Annotated in this window: 33 protein-coding genes; 22 read left to right on the top strand and 11 right to left on the bottom strand. The window is 40.4% G+C overall.

Annotated features, from left to right (window positions below; all coding sequences use genetic code 11):
* Positions 1-624: 624 nt before the first annotated feature.
* The 4 genes from ACYVJ6_RS02340 (at position 625) to ACYVJ6_RS02355 (ending at position 2,554) form a co-directional block, all read left to right on the top strand.
* Complete coding sequence (locus tag ACYVJ6_RS02340) at positions 625-1,815, top strand: MFS transporter (protein WP_460692421.1); 1,191 nt, start codon at positions 625-627, stop codon at positions 1,813-1,815.
* Between the two features lie 147 nt (positions 1,816-1,962).
* Entirely contained in the window at positions 1,963-2,178 is a 216-nt protein-coding gene (locus ACYVJ6_RS02345) for a hypothetical protein (RefSeq protein ID WP_460692422.1), read from the top strand.
* A gap of 26 nt (positions 2,179-2,204) precedes the next feature.
* Positions 2,205-2,363 carry a hypothetical protein gene (locus ACYVJ6_RS02350; RefSeq protein WP_460692423.1) on the top strand — a complete coding sequence of 53 codons (159 nt, stop codon included), beginning with the start codon at positions 2,205-2,207 and terminating at the stop codon, positions 2,361-2,363.
* 41 nt (positions 2,364-2,404) lie between these two features.
* Positions 2,405-2,554 (top strand): hypothetical protein, encoded by a 150-nt coding sequence (locus ACYVJ6_RS02355; protein ID WP_460692424.1) that lies wholly within the window; start codon positions 2,405-2,407, stop codon positions 2,552-2,554.
* 68 nt (positions 2,555-2,622) lie between these two features.
* Here ACYVJ6_RS02355 and lpxB read toward each other — a convergent pair whose 3' ends face one another.
* The 4 genes from lpxB to ACYVJ6_RS02375 all read right to left on the bottom strand — a co-directional run bounded on the left by lpxB (position 2,623) and on the right by ACYVJ6_RS02375 (position 5,044).
* Positions 2,623-3,738, bottom strand: coding sequence for a lipid-A-disaccharide synthase (gene lpxB, locus ACYVJ6_RS02360; protein WP_460692425.1), 1,116 nt, complete (start codon positions 3,736-3,738; stop codon positions 2,623-2,625).
* Entirely contained in the window at positions 3,735-3,998 is a 264-nt protein-coding gene (locus ACYVJ6_RS02365) for a hypothetical protein (protein ID WP_460692426.1), read from the bottom strand. Before ACYVJ6_RS02365 ends, lpxB begins: the two co-directional genes overlap by 4 nt.
* A 3-nt stretch (positions 3,999-4,001) precedes the next feature.
* A complete protein-coding gene (gene surE / locus ACYVJ6_RS02370) occupies positions 4,002-4,769 on the bottom strand; it encodes a 5'/3'-nucleotidase SurE (protein ID WP_460692427.1) in 768 nt (255 codons plus the stop codon).
* An 89-nt stretch (positions 4,770-4,858) separates the two neighbouring features.
* Positions 4,859-5,044: a CsbD family protein gene (locus tag ACYVJ6_RS02375; protein ID WP_460692428.1), complete on the bottom strand. Its 186-nt coding sequence runs from the start codon at positions 5,042-5,044 to the stop codon at positions 4,859-4,861.
* 198 nt (positions 5,045-5,242) lie between these two features.
* Here ACYVJ6_RS02375 and rpmB point away from each other — a divergent pair, with 198 nt between their 5' ends.
* The 6 genes from rpmB to rimO all read left to right on the top strand — a co-directional run bounded on the left by rpmB (position 5,243) and on the right by rimO (position 8,928).
* Entirely contained in the window at positions 5,243-5,476 is a 234-nt protein-coding gene (rpmB, locus tag ACYVJ6_RS02380; RefSeq protein ID WP_460692429.1) for a 50S ribosomal protein L28, read from the top strand.
* A 107-nt stretch (positions 5,477-5,583) separates the two neighbouring features.
* Positions 5,584-5,766: a 50S ribosomal protein L33 gene (gene rpmG / locus ACYVJ6_RS02385; protein WP_067063463.1), complete on the top strand. Its 183-nt coding sequence runs from the start codon at positions 5,584-5,586 to the stop codon at positions 5,764-5,766.
* A 58-nt stretch (positions 5,767-5,824) separates the two neighbouring features.
* Positions 5,825-5,989, top strand: a complete 165-nt coding sequence (locus ACYVJ6_RS02390) for a DUF4295 domain-containing protein (RefSeq protein WP_460692430.1) — start codon at positions 5,825-5,827, stop codon at positions 5,987-5,989.
* 82 nt (positions 5,990-6,071) lie between these two features.
* Entirely contained in the window at positions 6,072-6,563 is a 492-nt protein-coding gene (locus ACYVJ6_RS02395; RefSeq protein ID WP_460692431.1) for a hypothetical protein, read from the top strand.
* 63 nt (positions 6,564-6,626) lie between these two features.
* Positions 6,627-7,592: a signal recognition particle-docking protein FtsY gene (gene ftsY / locus ACYVJ6_RS02400; RefSeq protein WP_460692432.1), complete on the top strand. Its 966-nt coding sequence runs from the start codon at positions 6,627-6,629 to the stop codon at positions 7,590-7,592.
* A 28-nt stretch (positions 7,593-7,620) separates the two neighbouring features.
* Complete coding sequence (gene rimO / locus ACYVJ6_RS02405) at positions 7,621-8,928, top strand: 30S ribosomal protein S12 methylthiotransferase RimO (protein ID WP_460692433.1); 1,308 nt, start codon at positions 7,621-7,623, stop codon at positions 8,926-8,928.
* A gap of 102 nt (positions 8,929-9,030) precedes the next feature.
* Here rimO and ACYVJ6_RS02410 read toward each other — a convergent pair whose 3' ends face one another.
* Positions 9,031-9,411 (bottom strand): hypothetical protein, encoded by a 381-nt coding sequence (locus tag ACYVJ6_RS02410; protein WP_460692434.1) that lies wholly within the window; start codon positions 9,409-9,411, stop codon positions 9,031-9,033.
* A 227-nt stretch (positions 9,412-9,638) separates the two neighbouring features.
* Between ACYVJ6_RS02410 and ACYVJ6_RS02415 the strand changes: the two genes are divergently transcribed.
* The 4 genes from ACYVJ6_RS02415 (at position 9,639) to ACYVJ6_RS02430 (ending at position 13,247) form a co-directional block, all read left to right on the top strand.
* Complete coding sequence (locus ACYVJ6_RS02415; protein ID WP_460692435.1) at positions 9,639-10,370, top strand: MlaE family ABC transporter permease; 732 nt, start codon at positions 9,639-9,641, stop codon at positions 10,368-10,370.
* The gene (locus ACYVJ6_RS02420; RefSeq protein ID WP_460692436.1) at positions 10,367-11,119 is read left to right on the top strand and encodes an ABC transporter ATP-binding protein; all 753 of its coding nucleotides are present in this window, start codon (positions 10,367-10,369) and stop codon (positions 11,117-11,119) included. The genes ACYVJ6_RS02415 and ACYVJ6_RS02420 overlap by 4 nt, the downstream gene beginning before the upstream one ends.
* Before the next feature lie 96 nt (positions 11,120-11,215).
* The gene (locus ACYVJ6_RS02425; RefSeq protein ID WP_460692437.1) at positions 11,216-12,103 is read left to right on the top strand and encodes a class I SAM-dependent methyltransferase; all 888 of its coding nucleotides are present in this window, start codon (positions 11,216-11,218) and stop codon (positions 12,101-12,103) included.
* An 82-nt stretch (positions 12,104-12,185) separates the two neighbouring features.
* A complete protein-coding gene (locus ACYVJ6_RS02430; protein WP_460692438.1) occupies positions 12,186-13,247 on the top strand; it encodes a hypothetical protein in 1,062 nt (353 codons plus the stop codon).
* Between the two features lie 123 nt (positions 13,248-13,370).
* Here ACYVJ6_RS02430 and ACYVJ6_RS02435 read toward each other — a convergent pair whose 3' ends face one another.
* Both ACYVJ6_RS02435 and ACYVJ6_RS02440 read right to left on the bottom strand, forming a co-directional pair.
* Positions 13,371-13,760, bottom strand: a complete 390-nt coding sequence (locus ACYVJ6_RS02435; protein ID WP_460692439.1) for a hypothetical protein — start codon at positions 13,758-13,760, stop codon at positions 13,371-13,373.
* 2 nt (positions 13,761-13,762) lie between these two features.
* Entirely contained in the window at positions 13,763-14,164 is a 402-nt protein-coding gene (locus ACYVJ6_RS02440) for a hypothetical protein (RefSeq protein ID WP_460692440.1), read from the bottom strand.
* Between the two features lie 117 nt (positions 14,165-14,281).
* On the opposite strand from ACYVJ6_RS02440, the gene msrA reads away from it, so the two are divergent.
* The 3 genes from msrA (at position 14,282) to ACYVJ6_RS02455 (ending at position 16,573) form a co-directional block, all read left to right on the top strand.
* Positions 14,282-14,824: a peptide-methionine (S)-S-oxide reductase MsrA gene (msrA, locus tag ACYVJ6_RS02445; protein WP_460692441.1), complete on the top strand. Its 543-nt coding sequence runs from the start codon at positions 14,282-14,284 to the stop codon at positions 14,822-14,824.
* Positions 14,824-15,633, top strand: a complete 810-nt coding sequence (locus ACYVJ6_RS02450) for a 5'-nucleotidase, lipoprotein e(P4) family (protein WP_460692442.1) — start codon at positions 14,824-14,826, stop codon at positions 15,631-15,633. The genes msrA and ACYVJ6_RS02450 overlap by 1 nt, the downstream gene beginning before the upstream one ends.
* Positions 15,634-15,709: 76 nt before the next feature.
* Entirely contained in the window at positions 15,710-16,573 is an 864-nt protein-coding gene (locus ACYVJ6_RS02455; protein ID WP_460692443.1) for an aldose 1-epimerase family protein, read from the top strand.
* Positions 16,574-16,618: 45 nt separating this feature from the next.
* Here the strand turns inward: ACYVJ6_RS02455 and hemA are convergent, their stop codons facing one another.
* A complete protein-coding gene (gene hemA, locus ACYVJ6_RS02460; protein ID WP_460692444.1) occupies positions 16,619-17,842 on the bottom strand; it encodes a glutamyl-tRNA reductase in 1,224 nt (407 codons plus the stop codon).
* 295 nt (positions 17,843-18,137) lie between these two features.
* Between hemA and ACYVJ6_RS02465 the strand changes: the two genes are divergently transcribed.
* A complete protein-coding gene (locus ACYVJ6_RS02465; RefSeq protein WP_460692445.1) occupies positions 18,138-18,971 on the top strand; it encodes an alpha/beta hydrolase family protein in 834 nt (277 codons plus the stop codon).
* Between the two features lie 66 nt (positions 18,972-19,037).
* Positions 19,038-20,033, top strand: coding sequence for an MBL fold metallo-hydrolase (locus tag ACYVJ6_RS02470; protein ID WP_460692446.1), 996 nt, complete (start codon positions 19,038-19,040; stop codon positions 20,031-20,033).
* 62 nt (positions 20,034-20,095) lie between these two features.
* Here ACYVJ6_RS02470 and ACYVJ6_RS02475 read toward each other — a convergent pair whose 3' ends face one another.
* On the bottom strand, positions 20,096-21,832 hold the full coding sequence (locus ACYVJ6_RS02475; RefSeq protein WP_460692447.1) for a thiamine pyrophosphate-dependent enzyme: 1,737 nt from the start codon (positions 21,830-21,832) through the stop codon (positions 20,096-20,098).
* A 126-nt stretch (positions 21,833-21,958) separates the two neighbouring features.
* Between ACYVJ6_RS02475 and ACYVJ6_RS02480 the strand changes: the two genes are divergently transcribed.
* Positions 21,959-22,624 (top strand): energy transducer TonB, encoded by a 666-nt coding sequence (locus ACYVJ6_RS02480; protein ID WP_460692448.1) that lies wholly within the window; start codon positions 21,959-21,961, stop codon positions 22,622-22,624.
* A 39-nt stretch (positions 22,625-22,663) separates the two neighbouring features.
* Here ACYVJ6_RS02480 and ACYVJ6_RS02485 read toward each other — a convergent pair whose 3' ends face one another.
* Together ACYVJ6_RS02485 and ispG are read right to left on the bottom strand one after the other, a co-directional pair.
* The gene (locus tag ACYVJ6_RS02485) at positions 22,664-23,194 is read right to left on the bottom strand and encodes a dihydrofolate reductase family protein (RefSeq protein WP_460692449.1); all 531 of its coding nucleotides are present in this window, start codon (positions 23,192-23,194) and stop codon (positions 22,664-22,666) included.
* A 25-nt stretch (positions 23,195-23,219) separates the two neighbouring features.
* Positions 23,220-25,238, bottom strand: coding sequence for a (E)-4-hydroxy-3-methylbut-2-enyl-diphosphate synthase (ispG, locus tag ACYVJ6_RS02490; RefSeq protein WP_460692450.1), 2,019 nt, complete (start codon positions 25,236-25,238; stop codon positions 23,220-23,222).
* Positions 25,239-25,331: 93 nt separating this feature from the next.
* Here ispG and ACYVJ6_RS02495 point away from each other — a divergent pair, with 93 nt between their 5' ends.
* Positions 25,332-25,538 carry a hypothetical protein gene (locus ACYVJ6_RS02495; protein ID WP_460692451.1) on the top strand — a complete coding sequence of 69 codons (207 nt, stop codon included), beginning with the start codon at positions 25,332-25,334 and terminating at the stop codon, positions 25,536-25,538.
* A gap of 121 nt (positions 25,539-25,659) precedes the next feature.
* Positions 25,660-26,283, top strand: a complete 624-nt coding sequence (locus tag ACYVJ6_RS02500) for an RDD family protein (RefSeq protein WP_460692452.1) — start codon at positions 25,660-25,662, stop codon at positions 26,281-26,283.
* Positions 26,284-26,335 lie beyond the last annotated feature (52 nt).

Consider the following 26,335-nt stretch of genomic DNA (forward strand, 5'->3'; position numbering starts at 1 on the left):
GTTGGCAGTATATTACAACTGCTAACTGCTAACTGTCCATTGCCCACGGACAACGGATGGCAAAAGTAGTAAAAATTGGTGCAATGCCAAATATGCGCAATTGTTTTTTCGTGAAAAAATAGCTGGAAACCAAAACCTATAAAACAAGTAAAGCCCCTGATGGGCAGGGGCCTTTACTAACCAATTATAAACCTAAATTATGAGAAGACTTTTTTGTGTAATTAATCCTTGCGATTAATTATGGTGTAAATGTAACACTATGTTTTTAATGTGCAAATATTTTTTTGTAATTTTTTTGTCATAACACTTGTTTTGCCTATTTGATTGATAACAAAATTACCAAAACGTTATCAATTTGTTAATATTGTGCTCTTTTTTTGTTGTTTAAATATCATTAACGATAATAAAAAGCCACTATTGTTTTAATAATTAAAAAAATGATAAATAGTTATTGTAAGAGCATTTTTTTTAAAATTTTTGAAGCTTTTTTGCAGCATTCAACATTTATTGGTGTTTTGACAACTACAGGCAACAATTGTTACAGCTATGCCAGTGCAACAATTATTAAATACCATAAAAATTTTAGCGGATTTAAATATGCTTTTCCATATTTGCGGGTAAATAATGACAACAGCAAATTTAAAAAACACTACCCTATGGGTAATGACGGTTGCCACCGGCCTTATCATAGCCAATATATATTATAACCAGCCATTATTGGTTGATATTGGTAACACCTATCATATCAGCAGTGCAAAAGCCGGGCAGGTATCTACAACCACTCAAATTGGTTATGCGGTAGGCATGTTGTTGTTTGCGCCTTTGGCGGATATGTTTAAACGCAAACGCCTAATGCTGATGGACCTGGGTGTGGTTATTTTTGCGTTGATTGCCGCTGCCGCTGCACCCAACATACATATACTATTAATAGCCTGCTTTTTTGTAGGCGTGTTTTCACATATCCCCCAATTGTTAATACCTATGGCCGCCCACCTGGCCAATCCGCATGAGCGGGGTAAAAAAATAGGAGTGGTGATGAGTGGCCTACTGATAGGTATTTTATTATCCAGAACATTAGCCGGTTTTATTTGCGCTAATTTTGGCTGGCGCACAGTATTTTACATGGCTGCCGGTATAATGATAATTGTATGGGTGCTGATATACTTTATGCTGCCTGAGATTAACCCCGATTATAAGGGCACGTACAAAAACCTGATGAAATCTATGTGGCACCTGGTGAAAAAAGAGCCTACCCTGCGTATTGCTGCCGCACGGGGGGCTTTATGCTTTGCCTGCTTTAGCGCTTTTTGGACCACACTATCCTTTTTGCTAAAAACAAACTTCAATTTGGGGAGTGACATAGCCGGTTTGTTTGGGCTGGTGGGTGCATTCGGAGCTGTGGCCGCCGGATTGATAGGCCGCTTAAGCGATACCATGGATGCCTTTAAATTAACCTTAAGCATGATTGCTTTGTTGGTGTTATCGTTCGTGATCTTCTTTTTCTCGGGATATAGTATGGTTGGATTAATTATAGGTGTTATTGCTATGGATATGGGTATGCAGGCCTCGCACTTATCAAATCAGGCATTAATTTTTGCTTTAGACCCCTCCGCACGCAATCGTATCAACACCATATATATGGTGACCTATTTTTTAGGCGGAGCCACAGGCTCCTATTTATCCAGCCATATATGGAACACCTATCAATGGACCGGGGTAAGTATAATGGGTATCATATTATCAGTAACTGCTTTGATAGTACACATAGGTAACCGCAAAAAACTACAGCAAAAGCGCATTACTGTACAGTCCTGAATACTTGTATCTACACCCTCTGTTGGCGTTTTGCTACAATCTTAAATTAATCTTTCTGTTTTTAATTAATTGATTTACAGTTAAATGTGAGTTTAATCCTTGCTCTTATCCGCTTTTTTAAGTGCCTGATGGTTTTTTGGCATCTTATTGGAATACTACTTAATAACTTATCAAATAAACATCATGGTTATTATAGATAAAAAGATACAGCCTGAAGAAAAGGAGAAAGAATGGGAAAATCCCGTAGAACCAACACATACTTCAGACGAGCGTGATAAAGAACAAATACTGCGTCAGTACAAGGAAGCCAAAAGAAGGAAAGATAACCTGACAGAAACTGACGAAGACGAGAGAACTAAATAAGTAATTAGAAATTAAAAAATATAGATATGAAAATCATCAAAAAACCCGCAACCAACAAATTAGCAGCCCGTTTTGATAATGAGTTAAGAGACATCATTATGAATGATCTGAGATCTATAAAACAAGGCGCGAAAATTGTTTTTTTAAAAGTCATGCCACAGCCTACTGAACTATCAGTAGCCTAATAACGAACCCTACATCTGTCTAACCTATAAATAGCTAACCTATGAAAACCATAAAACAACCAGCAACCAGCAAATTAGTGGCCCGTTTTGATAATGAATTAAGACAATTGTTAATGGAAGACTTAAAAGTTTTTAGAAAGAAAAACCAGTTTAAAGGCAACAACCAGGCTGCCGTACAAAAAGCTGCCTGATCAATATATACATCTACCTATCGTAACAACTACTATGAAAAAATAGAGCGCCCCATTGTTGGAGCGCTCTATTTTTTTGAACTGTATTTCATGATCAGTTCTGCCGTTCGGCCCGACGCGCCGGGCTGCCCCATTTTTTTATCCAACTCATCATAGTTATTTAGCATTTGGTTGCGGTAAGTTTCATTATTGAGGATAGCTTCCAATTCGGCACCAATTTTTTGCGGGTTACAATCTTCCTGTATCAGCTCTTTAACCACTAACGCGTTCATGATCAGGTTAACCAGGGAAATGTATCTTATTTTAACTACCATGCGCGCAATACCTATAGATATGGCATTGCCTTTATAAACCACTACTTGCGGTACATTAAACAATGCGGTCTCTAAAGTTGCGGTGCCCGATGCAACAATGGCCGCATGAGCATTGGTCAATATATCATAAGTAGCATTAAAAATTACCGGAATATTTTTATCGCCAATAAAATCCGTGTAAAAATCTTTATTAAATGATGGCGCACCCGCAATTACAAATTGATAGGCTGGAAACTGGTCCGCCACTTTTAGCATATCAGGCAATAAATAGTTGATCTCCTGTTTACGGCTGCCGGGTAGCAGTGCTATTATTTTTTTATCTGCAGATAGGCTATGGGTTTGATAAAAATTGTCGTCGGGTTTAAAAGCGATAATAGCATCCAGTAAAGGGTTGCCTACATAATCAACATCCATACCCCAGGTTTTATAAAAATCAACCTCAAAAGGCAGTATGCAATATAGGTGGTTAACCACCTTTTTAATTTTTAATACCCGTTTTTGGTTCCAGGCCCAAACTTTTGGGGATATATAATAATGAACAGGTAAGCCAATTTGCCGGGCAAAGCCCGCTATTTTCAAATTAAAGCCCGGGAAATCTATCAATATCAAAACATCCGGTTGCCAGGCGGCAATATCCGTTTTACAAAACGCCATATTTTTTAAAATGGTACGCAAGTTTAGCACCACTTCTAAAAAACCCATAAAGGCCATATCGGCATAATGCTTAACTAAAGTGCCACCTTCGGCCTGCATCAAATCGCCACCAAAAAAACGGAAATCGGCTTGCGGGTCGCGCTCTTTAAGGGCCTTCATCAAATTGGCGCCATGCAGGTCGCCTGATGCTTCGCCGGCTACCAGGTAATACTTCATGCAGGGTTACCCATTTTAAAAAGGAAAACAATTGCCATGACTATAAATGTACAAATTATAGCGCCTATGCCGGTTTGGTCCTGATCGTTTTTGAAAAAGTAGCGTATCAAAAACAAATTAAACGCTACTGCTGCCAGGTAGGGAATGCTTTGTTTTACTTGTGGAATGTAATTTAATACCACCGCATCAATTACCCAGGCCATAGCCGGGAAAAACAGTGCGGCAACAAAACCTATGACTATGTGATTTTTATTGAGCATATATTAAAGCTTCCATCCATTTAATACACTTATAGCGTGGTGCGCCGTCATATCAAACTGAACGGGTACAATAGATACATAGTTGTTCTCCAACGCCCAAACGTCGGTATCCTCGCCATGGTCGTTATTTTGGAAAACCCCGGTTAACCAATAGTAGGGGCGGTTATGCGGGTCCATGCGCTCATCAAATTCCTCGGCCCATTTGGCATTGGCCTGACGGCATATTTTAATGCCTTTTAAGTTGCCGCCAGCCGGGAAGTTTACATTAAGCAGGGTGGAAGAAGGTAAGCCGTTTTGTAAAACCTGTCGGGCTATGATTTTTATATATTTTACTACGTGACTAAAATCTGCCTGTAGGGTATAATCATCTAAAGAAAAACCTATGGAAGGTATACTCTCTATCGCCCCCTCAACCGCTGCCGACATGGTACCTGAATAAAGCACATTGATAGAATTATTTAAGCCATGATTAATGCCTGATACGCATAGATCGGGCTTTTTGCCTTTAAAAATTTTATTAACCGCCAGCTTTACACAATCAACAGGGGTGCCCGAACATTTGTACATCTCCACACCCTCATAAATATCTACCGGGTCCAATCGTAGTGGTTTGCCTATAGTAATAGCATGCCCCATGCCCGATTGCGGACTATCGGGCGCTACAACTACTACGCGGCCAAGTTCTTTCATTACATCCATCAGGGCTTTTATACCGGGGGCGGTTATGCCATCATCGTTTACTACTAATATGGTGGGTTTGGTATTTTTCATTAGGTAAAATTAGCCATAATAAAGGTATTCTTGCAATAAGGGATTATTATTAAAAAATAAAGCCTCCCGAATTTCGGGAGGCTTTGATGCTATAAGCTATTGATCCATTTTACCAGTTCATCCCGGCCCTTGCCGGTTTTTTGCTGGAGTTTGCCTAACAGTTCATCTTCTTTACCTTCTTCATAGGTCAAATCATCATCTGTCAAATCACCGTATCCTTGTTTTATTTTTCCTTTCAGCTCGTTCCAGCCACCCTTTAATTCTAATTTGTCCATAATTTTAATTGTTAGTGTATAAGTATAACAATGGTGTAGCTATATGGTTTGTAACATGTGTAATTACACAGTAACAAACGCTATGCTATTATATAACATAAAAAGTTTTAAAAATATTTGACAACAGTATTGAATATTTGAGTTTAAATCCTGATATTTGCAAACTCTTTAAGAAAAAGGGAATTAAATTTATTTGTCATGTCAAGAATTTGTGATCTAACAGGAAAAGGATCTATTGTTGGTAATAACGTTTCAAACTCGAACGCTAAAACTAAACGCAGGTTTCATCCAAACTTAAAACTTAAAAAGTTTTATATTCCTGAAGAAGATAAATGGATAACCTTAAAGGTATCTACATCTGCTGTTAAAACTATCAGCAAAAACGGCATAACTGCCTGTATCAATAAATTTGTAAAAAAAGGATACATATAGTAGGTTATACGTTGGACGTTATACGTTATACGTATAGTTTACAACGGATGAGCTCATTTAAAAAATAGCGTAGAACGTACAACGTAATACGTACAACACATAATAAGATGGCTAAGAAAGGTAACAGAGTTCAGGTAATTTTAGAGTGCACCGAGCATAAAACAAGTGGTATGCCGGGTATGTCTCGCTACATTACTACCAAGAACAAGAAAAATACAACCGAGCGTTTGGAGATGAAAAAATTCAACCCGGTGTTAAGAAAAGTAACTGTACATAAAGAAATTAAGTAATTGCTTAGTGAGGTTACTCACTAATTCAATCACTCACTAATTCAATAATTATAAAGAAATGGCAAAGAAAGTAGTTGCGACCCTAAAAACCGGACAGGGCAAAGAATACTCAAAAGTAATTACAATGACTAAATCGCCTAAAACCGGCGCTTACTCATTTAAAGAAGCAATTGTACATAACGATCACGTTAAAGATGCGATCGCCTTGGCAAAAGGTCAATAATTAGCTTTAATGAATTTATAAAGGCCGTCTTGTTATAACGAGAGGGCTTTTTTTGTTTAGTTAATATATTCTAAGCATACCAATGAAACTAAATCCCATACCCGCATTAATAGCTTTAATTTATACAGTTATTAATGTTTTATTTTATATGCATGCCACTACATTAACTGGCGGTGCTTCAATGGGGTATGTATTCATTTTTCCAATGTTTTGGATAATTACGGCTCTAGGCATCATCGTTTTATCTATAAGAAAAAGGAAATCGTGGTTTAGTAAAGATTTACTTTTGTCTACCTTAGTTTCTTTGCTTTTTTGTACTCCTATTCCACTTTTAGCAGTCGGAATATTTACCAGACCAGATTCTTATCCGGTTTCAGAGGGTTATAGAACGGTTAATGGAAATGCGTTAAAAGATGAATCGTGGGATTATTATAACGGACAGAGAGCAGCTAAGAAGTATTGGAAGAATGAAAAGAAGGATAGCATATGGGTGTATTTCAATAAAAATGGAGATACGATATTAACAGAAACGTATAAAGAGGATAGTTTAATAAGCAAAAAGGATTACAAATAGATTAAGGTTATAGTGGTGATATATCTGCACATTTGCATATCCTCACATCTGCACATTTAAAACATGGGATTATTTGATTTTTTTAAGAAAAAAGAGAGCACGCCACAAGAGCAGGAGGTGCTGGAAACAGGTTTAGAAAAAACCAAGGACAACTTTTTTTCAAAAATTACCAAAGTAATAGCCGGTAAATCTACGGTTGACGATGATGTGCTGGATGAGTTGGAAGAGGTACTGGTAACATCAGACGTTGGTGTTACTACAACCCTTAAAATTATTGAGCGCATACAGGCACGTGTAGCTAAAGACAAATACGTAAGCACCGCCGACCTTAACGGCTTACTGCGCGATGAGATACAGCAATTATTGGCTGAAAACAATAGCAACGATTTTTCCAATTTTGAATATGGTACCCATAAGCCTTATGTAATAATGGTGGTTGGCGTAAATGGTGTAGGTAAAACTACCACCATTGGCAAACTGGCACATAAGCTAAAGCAAGCGGGTAACCAGGTGGTTTTAGGTGCTGCCGATACCTTTCGTGCTGCAGCAGTTGACCAGATAAAACTTTGGGGCGAGAAGGTTGGTGTAAAGGTAGTGGCACAAGCTATGGGATCTGATCCGGCATCTGTTGCATTTGATACTTTGAAATCTGCCGTTGCTAACGGTGATGATGTAGCCATTATTGATACCGCGGGCCGTTTACATAATAAGGTTGGTTTAATGAACGAGCTCACCAAAATTAAAAATGTAATGGAGAAGGTAGTTCCGGGTGCACCGCATGAGATATTGCTGGTGCTGGATGCATCTACCGGGCAAAACGCCATTGAACAATGTAAGCAATTTACCGAAGCCACCGCCGTTAATGCTTTAGCCTTAACCAAACTGGATGGTACAGCCAAAGGTGGCGTAGTGATAGGTATATCAGACCAGTTTAAAATACCGGTAAAATATATAGGTGTAGGCGAGGGTGTTGACCATTTGCAGTTGTTTGACCGCAAAGGGTTTGTAGATAGTTTATTTAAAGATTAAGTTGAAGACAAAAGAAATATATCAGCCGATGGCTATAATTAAACCACGTGTAAACGTTGTTACGCTCGGCTGTTCTAAAAACACTTACGACTCCGAAATACTGATGGGCCAATTAAAAGGCAACCAGTTTGATGTGGTGCACGAGGCGGATAAGGTAGGGAAGGATGATATTATTGTTATAAACACCTGTGGTTTTATTGATAATGCCAAGCAGGAATCTATAGATACTATTTTACAATACAGCGAATTGAAGGACCAGGGAAAAGTTGGGAAGGTAATTGTTACCGGATGCTTATCTGAACGATACAAACCCGAACTGGAAGCCGAGATAACCAATGTTGACGCTTACTTTGGTACTAACGATCTGCAAAATTTATTACGGTCTGTAGGTGCAGATTATAAACACGAGTTGATAGGCGAACGTTTATTAACTACACCATCACATTACGCATACTTTAAAATTGCCGAGGGCTGTAACCGTCCCTGCTCATTTTGCGCCATACCATTAATGCGTGGTAAGCACTTAACTGCCCCGATTGAAGAGTTGGTAAGCAACGCAAAAAAATTAGCCCAAAACGGCACTAAAGAACTGATATTAATTGCACAGGATTTGACCTATTACGGTTTGGATCTATATGGCAAACGTAACCTGGATGAATTACTTCGCCGTTTATCTGATGTGAACGGTATTGAGTGGATCAGGTTGCAATACGCTTATCCTTCCGGGTTCCCGATGGAGATTTTGGATGTGATGAACGAGCGTGAGAATATTTGTAAATATATGGATATGCCTTTACAGCATATTACCGATAATATGTTGAAATCAATGCGCCGTGGTATTACCAAGCAAAAAACCATTGATGTGGTAAACCAAATACGCGACAAGGTACCGGGCATTGCTATGCGTACCACATTGATAACCGGTTATCCCGGCGAAACGGAACAGGATTTTGAAGAAATGCAGCGTTGGGTTGAGGATACTAAGTTTGACCGCCTGGGTTGCTTCACTTACTCGCACGAAGAAAAAACAGCTGCGCACTCGTTAGTTGATGATGTACCCGAGGAGGTTAAGCAGCAACGCGCCGATGCCATCATGGAAATACAGCAAGGTATATCATTTGATAAGAACCAGGAAAAAATTGGCCGTACGTTTAAAGTACTGATAGATAAAAAGGACGGCGAATATTTTGTTGGCCGTACCGAGTTCGACTCGCCCGAGGTAGATAACGAAGTGCTAATTGATGCCCGTGTAGATTATGCTACAGTGGGCAGTTTTGTAAATGTACAGATAGATACCGCCGAGGATTTTGATTTGTACGGGCATATAGTAAAGTAAATAACAAATAATTTCTTTGCGCCTCTCAATGGCTTCTTAGTGCCCTCTGCGGTTAATTTTTAACACGGAGTACACTAAGAAGACACAGAGGACACTAAATTATTACGGTTGGGATGCGCCGGTACCGCCTTTAGGATTTTCGTTGTTAATACCTGCTTTGGTTGTGCCGGCTGCTTTTGGGTTACTGTTATCTAACGTAGCAGAGCCACTAACTGTACCATTAGTTGGGCTGCCCATACTTCCGCTGCCCGAAACTGTTACACTGCCTGATGCACCCGCACCAATTGTGCTCCGGTTGCCGTCTGTTGTTCCGGAACTTGTTCCGTTCATTCCCGATTCAGTAGTTACGGTTGTACTATCGGTTACAATGGTAGTTGAATCTACGGTAGTAATCGTATCTGTACCTTCTGAATCATCTTTTCCTTTACAGCTATAAAGTGCCATGCCTGCACATAAGCCCATTATTAATAATTTCTTTTTCATAAGTGTAGTTTTTAATTTATTAACCCAATAAAGAAGTAAAGGTTTTGGTTAAATAAATAAACATAGTATTAATAATTAGGTGGTTAGCATAATTTTATAATCATATATAAAATAGGTATACGCGATCTTTCTGTATCCGCAACAAACATTTTTAAGTATTTTTCATTATTACATCATGCTAACGCCATGTTAAAAAGCGTATTTTTAAATCGATTTAAAAAAAATTAATGTTTTATAGTTTAGGCAGATATATACTCTTAATCAAGTTAAGCTTTAAAAAGCCCGAAAAATTTAGTGTTTACTGGAGCGAGGTAATGCGCGAAATGGTATCTATCGGCGTAGGCTCATTGGGTATTATTTGCATTATATCGGTATTTATTGGCGCAGTGGCTACCATACAGGTAGCATTTCAGCTATCCAACCCATTGGTGCCGCCAAGTACCGCGGGCAGTATCGCACGCGACTCGACCATATTAGAATTTAGTCCAACTATATCAGCATTAGTATTGGCGGGCAGGGTGGGTTCCAGCATTGCATCGCAAATCGGTACTATGCGTGTAACAGAGCAAATTGATGCTTTGGAGATAATGGGTGTTAACGCCCCGGGTTATTTAATAGCACCCAAAATTATAGGGGGCATATCTATGGTACCGTTGTTAACTATAATATCGGTTTCTTTAGGGTTGATGGGTGGGTATTTAGCTTGTGTTATTACCGGAAGCATTGCGCCAACCGAATTTTTAGATGGTATACAGGACGGTTTTAACCCGGTTATTGTAACCGTTTGTGCGGTTAAATCAGTTGCCTATGGTTTTATTATTACCTCTATATGTGCTTACAATGGTTTTTATACCGAAGGCGGTGCATTGCAGGTAGGCGAGTCGGCTACACGCGGCGTGGTTTATAGCTGCGTAATGATATTATTTGCTGATCTTTTAATATCAAGTATGTTGTTATGATAGAGGCTAAAGATATACATAAATCATTTGGCGATAATGATGTGCTAAAAGGTATCAGTGCCAAGTTTTTAGCGGGTAAAAATAATTTGATCATAGGTGGCTCGGGTTCGGGTAAAACTACGTTGCTAAAATGTATAGTTGGCTTGCATGAGCCTACTAAAGGCGATGTGTTTTTTAATGGCGAGGACTTTACAACCATGAATTTTGTGGAGCGCGTACCCATACGTAAAGAAATAGGGATGTTGTTTCAAAACTCGGCCCTGTTTGACTCTATGACGGTGGAAGAAAACATCATGTTTGCACTTAACATGTTTACTGATCAATCTCGTGCAGAAAAACTGGAACGTGCCAATTTTTGTTTGGAAAGGGTTGATTTGCAGGATACCAATAAATTGTACCCTGCCGAGTTATCCGGTGGGATGAAAAAAAGGGTAGGTATTGCGCGTGCCATATCTATGCAGCCCAAATATTTGTTTGTGGATGAGCCAAACTCGGGCCTTGACCCTAAAACGGCTATATTGATAGATGAACTGATCAACGAGATAACTGAGGAGTATAAAATAACTACCGTAATAGTAACGCATGATATGAACTCGGTAATGGGTATTGGCGATAATATCATCTTTTTGCATGACGGAAAAAAATGGTGGGAAGGGAGCAACAAGGAAATTGCCCATACCGATAACCAGGAACTAAACGACTTTGTATTTGCCAGTAAGTTTATGCGGGCGGCTAAATCGAAGATTTAGTGATTGGTTAATTAGTAATTAGAGATTAGTTGAAGAACTGATATATTTGCGCCTGTAACTAATCTTTAATCTTCAATAACTAATCTTCCAACAAAAATGATCCAACTGCTTACTCCCACCCACTGGAAAGATTACGAATTGATAGATTGCGGCGATTTTGAAAAATTGGAGCGTTTTGGCAATGTGATATTAATTCGCCCCGAGCCGCAGGCGGTTTGGAGCAAGGTATTACCTGTATCCGAGTGGCAAAAGCTACACCATATAAAATTCAGGGGCCGTTCGGCTACATCCGGCGAGTGGGTAAAGAAAAACCCTGAAACACCCGACAGATGGCACATAGAGTATAAAAATAACGATGCTGCTATTAAGTTCCGCCTGGCATTAACCTCGTTTAAGCATTTAGGTATCTTCCCTGAACAGGCAGTAAATTGGGATTATATCTCTAAAAACATCAAAAGCTTTGAAACGCCCGAGCCAAAGGTGTTGAACCTTTTTGCCTATACCGGCGGTGCATCGTTAATGGCGCGTGCGGCAGGGGCAGATACTACACATGTGGATTCCATCAAACAAGTAGTTACCTGGGGTAACGAGAACCAGGAACTATCCGGCCTTGCCAATATACGCTGGGTAGTTGAGGATGCTTTAAAATTTGTAAAGCGCGAGGTTAAACGTGGTAAAAAATATAACGGTATTATATTAGATCCACCGGCTTATGGCCATGGCCCTAATGGCGAAAAATGGAAACTGGAAGACCATATTAATGAAATGATGCAGGATGTAGTGCAATTGCTTGATCCGGAGGAACACTTTTTAATATTAAATACTTATTCGCTGGGTTTCTCGGCGGTGATCGTAGAAAACCTGATCAAAAGCGCATTCCCAAAAGTGGAAAATCTTGAAATTGGCGAGTTATATTTACAGGCAACATCAGGTGTAAAACTTCCATTGGGAGTGTTTGGAAAGTTTTATAAAAATAAACACTAATTAGTTTTAGCAATATTATATTTACAACAACATATTTAACAATACCCTGTTATATCACCGACTATAAGTCATAACCCCTTTTATGAAACTAAAAAACCTGTTTTTTTCCAGCCTGTTCCTGTTATCATTTTGTGTATTGTTTACCAGCTGCGGCCAGGGTAATACTAAAGATAAGGCGGCCAATGGTAGCGATACCTCAAAAGTAGCAACCACCGCACCTGCTGAAGATACCCTGGTTACTTCGGGTGTTACTTATCCACCTATAGACAAGGTGCTTTACGATTCATTAATGAAACGCATGGCTAATGGCGATACCACAGGCAGATGGCCGGTTAAGGGTGCGCCGTATCCATTGCCGGGGGCCATATTGCCATTTAAACGTATTGTTGCTTATTATGGTAATTTATACTCAAAAAAGATGGGTATTTTAGGAGAATTACCTCCGCGCGAAATGATAGCCAAATTAAAAGGAGAAGTTAAAGCGTGGGAACGTGCCGATCCTAAAACACCGGTACAGCCTGCTTTGCACTACATAGCGGTTGTTGCGCAGGGCGATGGTGGTAAAGATGGTAAGTTCCGTTACCGTATGCCGTTTAAACAGATTGATAGCGTATTAACCCTGGCTAAAATGGCAAAAGCTATTGTGTTTTTAGATGTGCAGGTATCATTAAGTAACATACAAGCCGAGTTGCCCTTATTAGAAAAATATCTGATGATGCCACATGTACATTTTGGTATGGACCCGGAGTTTTCTATGAAAGATGGCTCAAAACCAGGCAAAAAAATAGGTACTTATGATGCTACGGATATCAACTTCGCGTCAAACTATTTAGCCGGATTGGTTAAGAAATATAACCTGCCACCAAAAATTTTAGTGGTACACCGTTTTACTGAAAAAATGGTAACCAATTATAAAAACATCAAATTACGCCCCGAAGTACAAGTGGTAATGGATATGGATGGATGGGGAGAGCCTGACTTAAAGTTTGGCACTTACCGCCATTTTATTGCGCCGCAGCCGGTACAGTTTACCGGGTTTAAATTGTTTTACAAAAACGATATTAAAAAACCGCCGCACCACATGCTAACCCCTGCCGAAGTATTAAAATACAAACCGGCACCAATGTATATACAGTATCAGTAATTGATATCAAAGAAAAAGCCTGCTTGTGAAAACAAGCAGGCTTTTTTTGTCTGAAACATGATTAAAGAATTATTTGATTAGAGGATTTTAATCATGAAATCCTCTAATCAAGTAAATCAAGGTTCAGACCACAGGTGCTTTAGTAAACATCCCGCTATAATAGTGGCGGTAGCCATAACCCAACAAAATATTGGGTATAAACAATAGCAGACCCATGTACCAACCCGAAGGAACCAATATGGTATGGAATAACAATACATTTAAGCTTATCGGGAAAACTACCACCGCCGAAAATGCCGGATAGCGATTAAGCAGTAGAGACAGCCCCGCTAAAATTTGTATGGTTTTTATCATCGGATAAAAATAACCTACACCTTTAAGTCCTGCTACAAATGCACCTGTTACACCTGTATGTAATGGCTGGTAAGGTATAAAGTGCAAAAAATAATCTAAACCAAATACCAGGTATAAAAAACCCAGTATAAGGCGGGATATTAATACGGTTATCTTCATAATTAGTCGGCTGTAGGGACTGCGGTGAATAGGCTGGCGTAGTATTTACGATAGGCGAAGCCTAAAAATAAATGTAAAACTAATATAACTGCACCCATTGCTACTCCTGATGGCGCCAATATAGCATGGAACAAGAATATATTTACACTAATTGGTAATAATACCAGTAAAAAGAACGCTGTAAAACGATTGATCAAAATAAATAAACCGCATGTCACTTCTAATACTTTTACCATTTGGAAAAAATAACCTGAGCCAAATAAGCCGGTATTAAAAGCCGTGGCGGCGGGGCTCATAGCTGGGCCACTTGTAGGTATAAACGAAAAATGAACAAAAAAATGAAGGCCAAATATTAAAAAGATGAGACCCAATAATACACGGGCAATTAACACAGCAATTTTCATAGTAGATAGTTTGAAGTTTGAGTTTATGTAAAATTTAGTAATTAAATTGACATAATCAATAGTGGGTTTAGTATTTTAAACCAAACAGGTTGTACATTCGTTTATAGGATTATGAACATGCAAAAAATAACATTGGGCAACGGTTGCTTTTGGTGTACCGAGGCCATATTTCAAACCGTTAAAGGGGTAAAAAGCGTAACATCAGGCTATATGGGCGGCGATGTAGCAAACCCCACTTATGAGCAGGTATGCACCGGCAAAACAGGCCATGCCGAAGTAATACAACTGGAGTATGATGCAGACGAACTATCATTAGATGAATTGTTACTTATATTTTTTAAAACACATGATGCTACTACGCTTAACCGCCAGGGCAATGATATAGGTACGCAATACCGTTCGGCTATATTTTACCATAATGATGAGCAAAAGCAGGCTGCAGAGGCCATGATCGTTAAGTTAACCAACGAAAAGGTTTATGATAACCCGATAGTAACCGAGGTTACTGCCGCGACTGAATTTTATCCTGCAGAAGATTATCACCAAAATTATTTTGCGGGTAACTCTACCAAATCATATTGCGCGTTTGTGATACAACCCAAGCTGAATAAGTTTGCCAAAGAGTTTTTAGATAAGATAAAACCTGAATTATTGCAATAATGAAGAAACACTCGCCCCTATTTTTATCGGGATTATTGGTTGGCTTACTAACTTTTAACGAAGCAAAAGCGCAGCAGGCGGGCCTTTCATCTATCACAAATAGTGGCAAAACCTGGGCTCTGCTTTACCAGCAGCGCGCTGCCGAGTATAAAGCCCTATGTTTCCAGGCATATAATTTGGCTAAAATGAGTTTGGATGCAGCGCTTAAAGAGCGCCATAAAAAACCATTAGCCATTGTTACCGATATTGACGAGACAGTTTTAGATAATAGCCCATATGATGCAGCACGATCGGTTAATAATTTAGACTTTGACCCTAACCTTTGGAAACAATGGACCGCAAAAGGCATAGCCGATACCGTGCCGGGTGCACCATCGTTTTTTAAATACGCGGCATCAAAAGGAGTGAAGGTTTTTTATATTACCAATCGCGACGAAGACGAGCGGGAGGGAACCTTGAAAAACCTTAAACTATATAAATTGCCCAATGCTGATGATGCCCATCTATTTTTAAAAGATAAAATATCAAGTAAAGAAGCACGGCGGCAGCAAGTTTTAAAAAATTATGAAATTGTGCTGTTATGCGGGGATAACCTGCCCGATTTTGATGCTCTATATGATAATAAACCTGCTGAGGAAAGCCGTAATGCTACTACAGAAAGGCTTAAAAAACAGTTCGGTAACAAGTACATAGTTATCCCCAACATAGCTTATGGCGATTTTGAAAACGCTTTTTTCAAGTTTAATAATAAGCTAACTAATACTCAAAAGGATTCGGTGATACGGGCGTTGATAAAAACGGATAAGTAAGTATCTGCACAAAAAAATAAACAGGATAGGGGTAGGTTTGTTGTAAAACCAATATATTAGTACAAACCATTACACTATGACTATTATTGAGAACGATCTTTACAAAGTAACAATACGTAACCAGGGTGGAGAAATAACTTCATTTATTAATAAAGCAACAGGTGTTGAGCATATATGGCAAGCCGGGCCTGAATGGCCGTGGCATTCACCTACTTTGTTCCCGGTAATTGGGTCATTAATAAATAATGAATTATTGGTAGATGGTAAAACTTATCCTATGGGCAGGCATGGTTTTAATCGCCAGTCGGAGTTGCTGTTAATTGGGGCAGATAGCGTATCGGCTAAATTTTCTTTGCCATACAGCGAAAAGACATTGGCGGTGTACCCTTATAAATTTGATTTCCAGGTGCATTATGAACTAATAGATACCGCCTTGCGCGTAACCTATAAAGTGATCAATCTGGATAGAAAAGATATTTATTTTTCGGTTGGTGGTCACCCTGCCTTTAATGTGCCTTTTAATAAAGGCGAAAACTATGAAGATTACTACCTGGAGTTTGATGCAACCGTGAAGGTGGATACCCATTTGCTATCGGCAGAAGGTACTTTTACCGGCGAGACCAAAACGGTGCCAATGGATGGCCCAAAACTGCACCTAACCCGCGACCTGTTTGCTAATGATGCCCTGGTGTTTAAAAATATGCGTACGCGTATGGTTACAATTAGAAGTGCCAAACACGACCAATCGTTATCAGTAGAGTTTCCTCACTTTAATTACTTAGGATTATGGGGCAAGCCGGGTGCGGATTTTGTATGTATCGAACCATGGATAGGCTGTGCCGATACCGGAAGCACGCCGGTTGATATTAGTAAAAAAGAAGGCATACAGCAATTGCATGTGGGCCACGTATTTGAGGCGGCTTATTATATAAGTTTGTAACAAACAAACGCCTGCGGGGATAGAGAATTAAATAGTTGAGAATTTTTACTGATTGATCAATATATCCTTAGCCATTACCATAGGTACGCTAATATATTTTTTTTCCATGTAGTTCATTACACGTTCCAGTATCTCGCGCGATTGTTCGTCCATGTTTTGAACTTCGTCGGCAAAAACCGAGTTAATTGCGGTATGGCGTATTTCTTTAATTTTTTCAGGCACCTGGCGCATAGCTAACTCTACCTTGCGTTGTTTCAACATCTGCAAAAACTCGCACATGTTTTGCTCAATAATCACTTCGGCTTGGGTAAGCTCCTGGTAACGCTCCTGCAGGTTGCGTTTGGCCACTTCGTTTAACGAGTGTACTTCGATAAAATTAACCGGAAACTGCTCTAACACTTCGGGCGCGGTATCGTTAGGAACGGCCAGGTCCACAATAGTTTTGCGATGTGTGCAACCGTTTAATAAAGTTTTGTAAAGCTCGGGTGTAATAATGGGCTCAACTGACGAAGTACAGGTGATGATCACATCAAAGCCTTTATCGTAAGTTTTTAATGCTTCCAGGTCAAATGCTTCACCGTTCAGGTCAGCAGCCAGTTTTTGGGCCTTTGATACTGTACGGTTAAATACCGAGAAGTTAGAGAATTTATGCTTTTGAAGATATTTAGAGATATTTTGGTTGGTTTCGCCAGCGCCTATGATGAGGATACGCGCATTGGTGCAAAGTTTTAAGTCTTTTAACTTACGGTAGGCCAATGATACTACCGAGATGGGATTTTTGGAGATATTGGTGTGGGTATAAACCTCTTTAGCAGTTTTAACCACACAGGCCATAAACATTCGCAACCCGTCGCCGGTTAAACCTGCTGTCTTACAATCTTCGTAAGCCTTTCGCAGTTGCGCCAATATTTCCTTTTCGCCAACTATCAAACTCTCCAGCGAACATGATGTACGCAGCAGGTGGTTCAACGCGTCCTTACCCTCGTAAATCAATGCCGCATCTAAAAAGCTGCCCATATGCTGCGAGCATAGGCCGATGTTGAAGTGTTCAATAAATTTTTTGGCGAATTCTTTGTCAACTACCTGCGGGGTAACCATAATAAATTCTACACGGTTGCATGTGGCCAGGTAAAATATCTCGGATATACCGAATGCTTCCTTAACCTCATGAAGTTTATCTGTTAAGCTTTCCTGGCAAATAACCAGTTTTCCCAACTCCTTCAGCTCGATCTGTTTATGCGTAAAAGCTATTACTTTTAAATACTTCAAGGTATCTTTAAATTTGACCCAACAAAAATAGCAACCTTAACAGCAACCAATGTCAACACTTTGTCATACAGTAGTATTTAGAATGCTTATAAATTAAATGGTAAATATTACAAAATCAGCAAATTAGACATCAAAAAAGGCAAAAAAGTGACGAAGATCATAAAAATGTTGCACTGAAAAATAAAGTATTTAAGGCTGATAATCGTCGTATATCAACATATTGTAACGCCGGGGAAGTTTAGCAGTCTAAAATTTGGATTGTATTAGCTATTGCGGTAATATTACCTAATTAACAATGATCAAAAAAGACGTTTTTACATTAGCCGGTGCAAGGGGCATGGGCATGCTGGTTGACATTACTTACGATGATCAAATAAAAGATGCGCCGCTAATAATTTTTGCCCATGGGTTTAAAGGGTTTAAAGACTGGGGCACCCATAACCTGGTGGCCACTTACTTTGCCGAAAAGGGGTACAAGTATTTAAAATTCAATTTTTCGCACAACGGTACTACCGTTAACAGCCCGGTTGATTTTACCGACCTGAACGCCTTTAGTGAAAATACATTTACTATGGAGTTGGATGATTTGAACACTGTAATTGATTTTGCCTGCAGCGGTTCGTCCATACCACGCCCTAAAGACATATACCTGATTGGGCATAGCATGGGTGGCGGTATCAGCATTATAAAAACTGCCGAGGATGAGCGTATCAAAAAACTGGTAACCATGGCTTCGGTATCCAACTTCCGTAACCTATGGCCCAAAAAGGCCGAGGAGCAATGGCGCTTGCAGGGTTTGATGTATTTCCCTAATGCGCGCACCGGCCAGCAAATGCCGGTAAAGTCGACCTTATTGGATGATCTGGACAGGCACCCTAACCGGTTTAATATACCCATGCGGGCTGCCGAAATAACACAACCCTGGTTAATTTTTCATGGCGACAAGGACCAAACAGTACCCTTAAGCCATGCCGAAGAACTTGCAATCGCACAACCTAAGGCCCAATTAATAGTGATGAAAAATGGCGACCATACTTTTGGCGGATATCACCCTTATGCGGCTAAAACCCTACCGGATACCCTGGTGAATTATTGCGACAACGCTATTGCATTTTTTAATAAAAACTAAACTATAAAACCTGTGTTAGCAGATTAGCTATTAATGTACTATACATCAATTGATTATATATTATAAATGAGTTTATCAGGATCGCAAAAAAAAGGAAAGAAATATTTAAACCCCATACCTACAGATGAAGCCGGGTTTGATAAGATGATTCCCATATTAAAAGAATACCTTAATAATAAAGCCGAAGGAACTCCAAAACAAACTTTGGGGCCTTTTAAAACGGATGTATCTGTATATAACACACCACCTGAAAGTGGTTTAAGGGTAACCTGGGCGGGGCATTCAAGCCTATTAATTGAGATAGATGGTAAACGTATATTGACCGACCCGGTTTGGAGCAACAGGGTATCCTTTACGCAAAATTTTGGTCCAAAAAGATTCTTCCAACCACCAATCGCGTTAGCAGACCTGCCGCCTTTGGATGCGGTAATTATATCGCATGATCATTACGACCACTTGGATATGGCAACCATCAAATTTTTTAAAGGCAAAAAAACACCGTTTTATTGTTCACAGGGTGTTTGTCAATACCTGGTTAAATGGGGCGTTGAAGAAAATTATATCACCGAAATGGATTGGGGCGATAGCGCCATGATAGATGACAATATTGTACTTACAGCTACTCCCGCCCGCCATTTTTCGGGCAGGGGCATGTTTAACCGTAATGAAACGCTATGGTCGTCGTTTGTGATCAAAGGGCCAAAGCATAATATATTTTTTGGTGCCGATTCGGGTTGGTTCAGTGGGTTTCAGGCTATTGGGGCTACTTACGGGCCATTTGATTTGACGATGCTTGAAGTTGGTGCCTATGGCAAACATTGGCCCGATATACATATGGGCCCGGATCATGCCTCAAATGCGCACATCGCCTTAAAAGGAAAAGTAATGATGCCTATTCATTGGGGCACTTTCAATTTGGCCCTGCATGACTGGTTTGAACCTATTGAAAAACTGGTTGAATACGCGCAGCAAAAAAACATTGAACTATTTGTACCCGAACCGGGCAAACCTACCGAAGTTGCCGCTTATAATAGTGAGTGGTGGAAGAAATATATGAGGTAATGGCATATGGTTCATAGTTCATAGCTAAAATTGGCCATGAACTATGAACCACCAAGTATAGGCTATATAACATCCTTCAAATGTTTGTAATTAGCTTTAACCGTATCTAAAACTTCGTCCATGCGGCCATTAAGCATCATTTTGGTCATGGATAGGGCCATGCCTTTTACCTGTTCAAATTCAATTTTTGGCGGCATAGCCAGCGCGTTGGGGTCGGTCATGACATTGACCAATACGGGGCCATCAAACATAAATGCTTCCCTTAACGCTTGCATGGTATTTTCAGGATCGGTTACGGTAATGCCTTTAATACCCATAGCCTGTGCCACCATCGCAAAATCGGGGTTAACCATATCCGTTTGCCAGTCGGGCAGGCCCGCTACTTCCATTTCCAGTTTAACCATACCTAATGAGTGGTTATTAAACACCACCATTTTTACGGGCAATTTATATTGCGCCACAGTAGCCAGGTCGCCCAGTAACATAGATAAGCCGCCATCACCACAAAGCGCAATTACCTGCCTGCCGGGGCAAGCCAATGCCGCGCCAATGGCCTGCGGCATAGCATTAGCCATAGACCCATGATTAAATGAACCCAGCATTTTGCGCTTGCCTGTAGCATTAATATATCGCGCCCCCCACACGCATGACATACCCGTATCTACCGTAAATATCGCGTCGTTGTCGGCTAATTTATCAATGGTATCAGCCACAAATTCGGGGTGTATGGTGTTTTTTTCGCCGCTATCGGCTACATAGGTTTGCATATTGTCTTTTACATCCGCATAAACTTTTAATTGCGCCTGTAAAAAAGTATCATCCTTTTTTTGTTTGATGAGTGGCAGCAAAGCCCTTAAAGTATCGTCAACAGATCCGCATAAACCCATATCTACCTTGGCGCGGCGGCCTATGCGCTCGGGCTGAATATCAAGCTGCACTATCTTGCAATTGGTAGGGATAAATGTGGTGTACGGAAAATCAGTTCCCAACAGCAACAACAGGTCCGATTCATGCATACTGTGATATGCGGCAGGCAAGCCTAACAAACCGGTCATCCCGATCTCGTTGGGGTTATCATATTGCATATCCATTTTAGCACGGAACGAGTAGGCCACTGTGGCGTTTAATTTTTGTGACAACTCTACCACCTCGTCATGCGCACCGGCGGCACCTATACCACAAAATATGGTGATCTTTTGATGTTGGTTAAGCAAATTAGCTAACTCATTCAAATCATCTTTGCTGGGTTTTACTTCCGGCTTATTGGTATAATTTTTTATGGATGTTTCAATTTCTTCGGCATCCATGCTGGCCAAATCACCCGGCACGCCAACAACCGCTACTCCCCTTTTATGTAAGGCGGCTTGTATGCCGGCCTGCAGCATTCGTGGTAATTGCTTTGGGGTAACCGCTATTTGGTTGTAGTGGCTGCAATCATCAAAAAGTTTAATGGTATTGGTTTCCTGGAACGAATCGGTACCAAACTCGGTACTGTGTATAGTAGTAGCCAACGCTATAACCGGCGCGCCTGATTTATGCGCGTCATATAACCCGTTTATTAAATGTACATGGCCCGGACCACTGCTGCCTGCGCAACAGGCCAAACCATTTAGCTGCGCTTCGGCCCCGGCAGCGTATGCTCCCACTTCCTCGTGCCGCACGTGTATCCATTGTATACTCCTCTCGCGTCTTACCGCGTCATTAATATGGTTTAAACTATCGCCGGTTACGGCATAAATTCTTTTAATACCCGCGCTAACCAGCATCTCTACCAGTTGATCTGCTACACTTTTTGCCATGATCTGATTATGTTAATACCTAATTCAAACCCGGTAAAACAGTTTGGGTTTTAATTTTTGTAATTTGTTTGTGGTTATACAATATCGTTGATGATTTAAGCGTAAATTGTGTAAAGCCTAAACCGTATGAAAAATCCAATCACAAATGCCCAGCTCAAATTTAATTGCCCCGTTAGTTGGGACAGCATGGAGGATACCGCAGGTGGTAAAAACTGCCGTCAATGCCAAAAAAAGGTATTTGACCTAACCAACTGCAGCCAGGATGAAATGGATATAATTCTTATCCAAAACAATTATAATATTTGCGCAAGGTTTAATGAAGGCCAATTGGCAACAAAATCGTCATTAAAAAGATGGGCATCAGCTGCTATTATTTTACTGGGCTTTAATTTACTTAACAGTAAAGCTGTTGCTCAAAATGCAAAAGTGATAGATACTGCTAGTAAATTTAATTACACACCAATACCTAAAGGATTCTTAGGTGAAGTGTCTATAACAAGCTATGATAGTATGCCAAAATTTCCAGGTGGCATTGAAGCATTGAATGTTTTTCTGGAACAGAACCTCAACTTTACAGATAGTGAGGCAGATGTGTATGTTCAATTTAATATTGATACACTAGGTATAGTTAAAAACTTTAGAGTAATACAAGGTATGAAAACAGTTAGCGAAGAAGATGCAGCCAAAATAGTAAAGCTATCGCCACAATGGATACCAGCAATGCAAAATGGAAAGCCCGTACAGTTAAATTACACCTTGCACATTGCCTTTAAAAAAGTTCCCTCTAAATAAAGTTGACTGGCTCAATCCGGTTACCATCCCGGCGGATGATTACCTTTTTCTTATATAACTACTTTTAACCAACCCACCTTCATAGGTTTCGGTAGCGGTATGTTCAAACTTAAGTTCGGGCAGATCAGGGGTAAAAAGTGGGATACCAGCGCCCAAAACTATAGGCACGCGGGTAATGATCATTTCGTCTATTTTATCGGCGGCCAAAAGGCTTTGAATGGTTTTGCCGCCATCAATATATAAATTTAGCACACCTTGCTGATTAAGTTGGTTAACCACATCTAAAATGTCGCCTTTAACCAGTTGCGCTTTATGTGCCCATTTACCCGGAAGCTCCTTCCATGAATTGCTTAATACATAAACCGGCTTGGGGTAAAACCAGGTTTCAAAATCCATCACAATTTCATAGGTACTGCGGCCCATTAATATACCGTCTATGCGCTTCATAAAATCACCAAAGCCATAGTCGCTGCCTTGCGTATTGGGTATTTCGTTAAGCCAGTCAATACCGCCATCGCTTTTAGCTATGTAGCCATCAATACTTGTTGCTATATATACTATGTTTGCCATAAGGACTAATTTACAGACGATCGACTTAATCACCAACAGGCTCAATCCAGTTCCCATCCCCGCGGATGATCTCGATCAACTCATCAAGCGCGTTAACCGCGCTGATGTTTTTCTTAACAGCTTCCTTACCACGGTAAAGGGTAATTTTATCGGTACCCGAGCCTACATAACCATAATCAGCATCGGCCATTTCGCCGGGGCCGTTTACTATACAGCCCATAATACCAATTTTCAACCCTTTTAAATGACTGGTACGGCTGCGAATCATCTGCGTAGTTTCCATCAGGTCAAACAGGGTACGGCCACAACTTGGGCAGGATATATATTCTGTTTTTGATATTCGCGAGCGGGTGGCCTGCAAAATACCAAAAGCGGTGGATGTTATAGTTTGTGTATCTACCTGCGGGGCATCTATCCATATCCCATCGCCAAAGCCGTCAACTAAAAGTGCGCCTAAATCAGTGGCACTATAAAGTTGCAGTAGCGTAGTATCACTTTCGGTCTTTCCGACTTCCGGACTTCCCGACTCAAAAGAATAGCTACGTTTAATGATGACCGGGATATCCAACTCCAACTCTTCCATTTTGAAGAAGAATGTACGCTGGTCAGCCATACCATGCACGGCATCGGTCTCCAAAACCAACACCAATGTCTTATCAAATGGCATCGAGGCAAACTCGTCCGAATTAATATCATCAGGTTTTAAACTCACCAAATTTAAGGCCGATGAACGGTTAACATCGCCTATATATTCTTTTAAAGTAAACAGCGGGTGGCAATTAGTTTTGTTAGCGAGGTTTTTCCAGGTATTGTAGTTATATAGCTGCTTTAAATTGCCGGGTAAGGTAAACGAGGGTAACTCATCCGCCAGGTAAACAAAATCGACAGATTGCTCGGCCATGTTATATTTATCCAATATCGGCGAATACAAGTAACCCACGCTATTTAGCACTGCCGGATCTTTCAGGTTAGCTTTTGAAATATCAGCCACCACACGCGGCACCATATGCCCGCCTATAAAAGCGTTAGCTTCGTAGGTTTGGCGTTTTATGTATTCGTAGGGATTGTGTAGTCCATGGTCTATGGTCCATGGTCCATGGTCATTATCGGCTTTTTGCTTTTCGCTTTCTGCTTTTCGCTTCGAGTATCGCTCTACCAACGCAATAGCCACAGGTGCTTCTGCTTCGGGTTCTTCTGTCAGGGATACACGGACGGTATCTCCCAGGCCATCTTCTAATAAAGTACCAATACCTACGGCAGATTTAATGCGACCGTCCTCGCCGTCGCCGGCTTCGGTTACGCCCAGGTGCAGCGGGTAATTCATACCCTCGGCTACCATAGTTTCTACCAATAAACGGTAAGCCTGCACCATCACCTGCGGATTGCTTGATTTCATGGAAACCACTAAATTTTGATAGTTCAGCAACTCGCACATCCTGATAAACTCCATTGCCGACTCCACCATACCCTGCGGGGTATCGCCATAACGGCTCATGATACGATCGGACAGTGAGCCGTGGTTGGTACCAATACGCATAGCCGTGCCATACTCCTTACAAACTTTTACTAACGGCGTAAATTTTTGAAAGATGCGCTCCAGTTCGGCTTTATATTCCAGGTCGGTATAATCCAGTTGGTCAAATTTCTTTTTATCGGCATAGTTGCCCGGGTTAACGCGTACCTTTTCAACAATGCGCGCGGCAACTTCGGCGGCGTTGGGGGTAAAATGTATATCGGCCACCAACGGAACGGTATAACCGCGCTGGCGCAGTTGCTTTTTAATTTCGGCCAGGTTTTGGGCCTCTTTTATGCTTGGGGCTGTAATACGCACATATTCGCAGCCGGCATCAACCATGCGGATGGTTTGCTCAACCGTACCCAGGGTGTCCATAGTATCGGTAGTGGTCATGCTTTGTATGCGGATGGGATTGCTTCCGCCCATAGGCACATCGCCAATAAAAACCTCTCGGGTTACAAACCGCGAATATTGGGTTAACGAATTACAGTAACGGCCTTGCAGCAATTTTATAGCATCAGCACTCATGCAGTATTATTTTGCGCAAATTTAAGGATTTAATGATAGCTATTTTAGTTTAACCGATTGAATATTTAAAGATATAATTCTTAAATTTGAGTAATGACAACGCAATTTATAGTAAACGATAAAGGGGAAAAAACTGCAGCCATTGTTCCAATAGGCGAGTATGAGAATTTATTGCACCAGCATCATTTAAATTTAGAAGTATCTGACGAGTATAAATCAATGATCGATCAAATGATCAGCGAAGAAACTAAAGGTACTGCCACATTTACATCGGCTGAAAATATTAAAAGCCGCTTCTAAATTGAGACCCCTCCGCTATTAGTATCCCAGATAAAAACAAAATAACTATTTTCAGGGTATTGCATACCAAAAGATACTTTAAATAGGTCAATATTATTTACCTTTCGCAGGTATACATACTATGAACAACGAATATTACATATTAGAGGACGAAGAGCAGGTAGGCCCGTTTAGTTTTGACGAGCTAATTAAAAGGGATATTGATATTCATACCAGCATACTGGCACCAAAAGCCAACGAATGGCAGTACGCATCTGAACTGCCTGAACTTTACGAATTTTTTGAAGCTAAGGATATTTACTTCCCTACGCTGGATAATTTGGCAAGCCCCGGCTGGCGCACAGTTGCTTTTTTGGTTGATTATCTGTTATTAACCATAATTGTAGAGGTTATAGCTTTGCAATTGAGCTGGGTTACTTTACCTACTACCGGCAAGTTTGTTTTACCAGAGAACGATATTATTCTTAAAATGCAGTTATTATTTTATGGCATATATATAAGCTACAATGTGCTATTTGAAATAACGGGTTGGAAGGCAACCATCGGTAAAAAAATATGTGGTTTGCGGGTTATTGATGTTAACGGCGAAAAGATAACCGTCCTGCAATCGTTGGGCCGTAATGTTGGGGCCATATTATCTATAGCCTTAACCATGATACCGTTTTTAAGCATTTTTGGCAGCGAGTACAAACAGGAATGGTATGATAACCTTGCCAAAACCTATATGATCAAGATCTCGAAATAAAAAAAGCCCGGACATTAATGTTCGGGCTTTTAATTGATAATATGTTAGGGTT

The sequence above is a fragment of the Mucilaginibacter puniceus genome, from assembly GCF_054783175.1.

Bases quoted from the DNA above. Each gene is read 5' to 3' on its own strand.
- ACYVJ6_RS02340 (WP_460692421.1), top strand. From the start codon at position 625: ATGACAACAGCAAATTTAAAAAACACTACCCTATGGGTAATGACGGTT.
- ACYVJ6_RS02350 (WP_460692423.1), top strand. From the start codon at position 2,205: ATGAAAATCATCAAAAAACCCGCAACCAACAAATTAGCAGCCCGTTTT.
- ACYVJ6_RS02355 (WP_460692424.1), top strand. From the start codon at position 2,405: ATGAAAACCATAAAACAACCAGCAACCAGCAAATTAGTGGCCCGTTTT.
- lpxB (WP_460692425.1), bottom strand. From the start codon at position 3,738: ATGAAGTATTACCTGGTAGCCGGCGAAGCATCAGGCGACCTGCATGGC.
- ACYVJ6_RS02365 (WP_460692426.1), bottom strand. From the start codon at position 3,998: ATGCTCAATAAAAATCACATAGTCATAGGTTTTGTTGCCGCACTGTTT.
- surE (WP_460692427.1), bottom strand. From the start codon at position 4,769: ATGAAAAATACCAAACCCACCATATTAGTAGTAAACGATGATGGCATA.
- ACYVJ6_RS02375 (WP_460692428.1), bottom strand. From the start codon at position 5,044: ATGGACAAATTAGAATTAAAGGGTGGCTGGAACGAGCTGAAAGGAAAA.
- rpmB (WP_460692429.1), top strand. From the start codon at position 5,243: ATGTCAAGAATTTGTGATCTAACAGGAAAAGGATCTATTGTTGGTAAT.
- rpmG (WP_067063463.1), top strand. From the start codon at position 5,584: ATGGCTAAGAAAGGTAACAGAGTTCAGGTAATTTTAGAGTGCACCGAG.
- ACYVJ6_RS02390 (WP_460692430.1), top strand. From the start codon at position 5,825: ATGGCAAAGAAAGTAGTTGCGACCCTAAAAACCGGACAGGGCAAAGAA.
- ACYVJ6_RS02395 (WP_460692431.1), top strand. From the start codon at position 6,072: ATGAAACTAAATCCCATACCCGCATTAATAGCTTTAATTTATACAGTT.
- ftsY (WP_460692432.1), top strand. From the start codon at position 6,627: ATGGGATTATTTGATTTTTTTAAGAAAAAAGAGAGCACGCCACAAGAG.
- rimO (WP_460692433.1), top strand. From the start codon at position 7,621: ATGGCTATAATTAAACCACGTGTAAACGTTGTTACGCTCGGCTGTTCT.
- ACYVJ6_RS02410 (WP_460692434.1), bottom strand. From the start codon at position 9,411: ATGAAAAAGAAATTATTAATAATGGGCTTATGTGCAGGCATGGCACTT.
- ACYVJ6_RS02415 (WP_460692435.1), top strand. From the start codon at position 9,639: ATGTTTTATAGTTTAGGCAGATATATACTCTTAATCAAGTTAAGCTTT.
- ACYVJ6_RS02420 (WP_460692436.1), top strand. From the start codon at position 10,367: ATGATAGAGGCTAAAGATATACATAAATCATTTGGCGATAATGATGTG.
- ACYVJ6_RS02425 (WP_460692437.1), top strand. From the start codon at position 11,216: ATGATCCAACTGCTTACTCCCACCCACTGGAAAGATTACGAATTGATA.
- ACYVJ6_RS02430 (WP_460692438.1), top strand. From the start codon at position 12,186: ATGAAACTAAAAAACCTGTTTTTTTCCAGCCTGTTCCTGTTATCATTT.
- ACYVJ6_RS02435 (WP_460692439.1), bottom strand. From the start codon at position 13,760: ATGAAGATAACCGTATTAATATCCCGCCTTATACTGGGTTTTTTATAC.
- ACYVJ6_RS02440 (WP_460692440.1), bottom strand. From the start codon at position 14,164: ATGAAAATTGCTGTGTTAATTGCCCGTGTATTATTGGGTCTCATCTTT.
- msrA (WP_460692441.1), top strand. From the start codon at position 14,282: ATGCAAAAAATAACATTGGGCAACGGTTGCTTTTGGTGTACCGAGGCC.
- ACYVJ6_RS02450 (WP_460692442.1), top strand. From the start codon at position 14,824: ATGAAGAAACACTCGCCCCTATTTTTATCGGGATTATTGGTTGGCTTA.
- ACYVJ6_RS02455 (WP_460692443.1), top strand. From the start codon at position 15,710: ATGACTATTATTGAGAACGATCTTTACAAAGTAACAATACGTAACCAG.
- ACYVJ6_RS02465 (WP_460692445.1), top strand. From the start codon at position 18,138: ATGATCAAAAAAGACGTTTTTACATTAGCCGGTGCAAGGGGCATGGGC.
- ACYVJ6_RS02470 (WP_460692446.1), top strand. From the start codon at position 19,038: ATGAGTTTATCAGGATCGCAAAAAAAAGGAAAGAAATATTTAAACCCC.
- ACYVJ6_RS02475 (WP_460692447.1), bottom strand. From the start codon at position 21,832: ATGGCAAAAAGTGTAGCAGATCAACTGGTAGAGATGCTGGTTAGCGCG.
- ACYVJ6_RS02480 (WP_460692448.1), top strand. From the start codon at position 21,959: ATGAAAAATCCAATCACAAATGCCCAGCTCAAATTTAATTGCCCCGTT.
- ACYVJ6_RS02485 (WP_460692449.1), bottom strand. From the start codon at position 23,194: ATGGCAAACATAGTATATATAGCAACAAGTATTGATGGCTACATAGCT.
- ispG (WP_460692450.1), bottom strand. From the start codon at position 25,238: ATGAGTGCTGATGCTATAAAATTGCTGCAAGGCCGTTACTGTAATTCG.
- ACYVJ6_RS02495 (WP_460692451.1), top strand. From the start codon at position 25,332: ATGACAACGCAATTTATAGTAAACGATAAAGGGGAAAAAACTGCAGCC.
- ACYVJ6_RS02500 (WP_460692452.1), top strand. From the start codon at position 25,660: ATGAACAACGAATATTACATATTAGAGGACGAAGAGCAGGTAGGCCCG.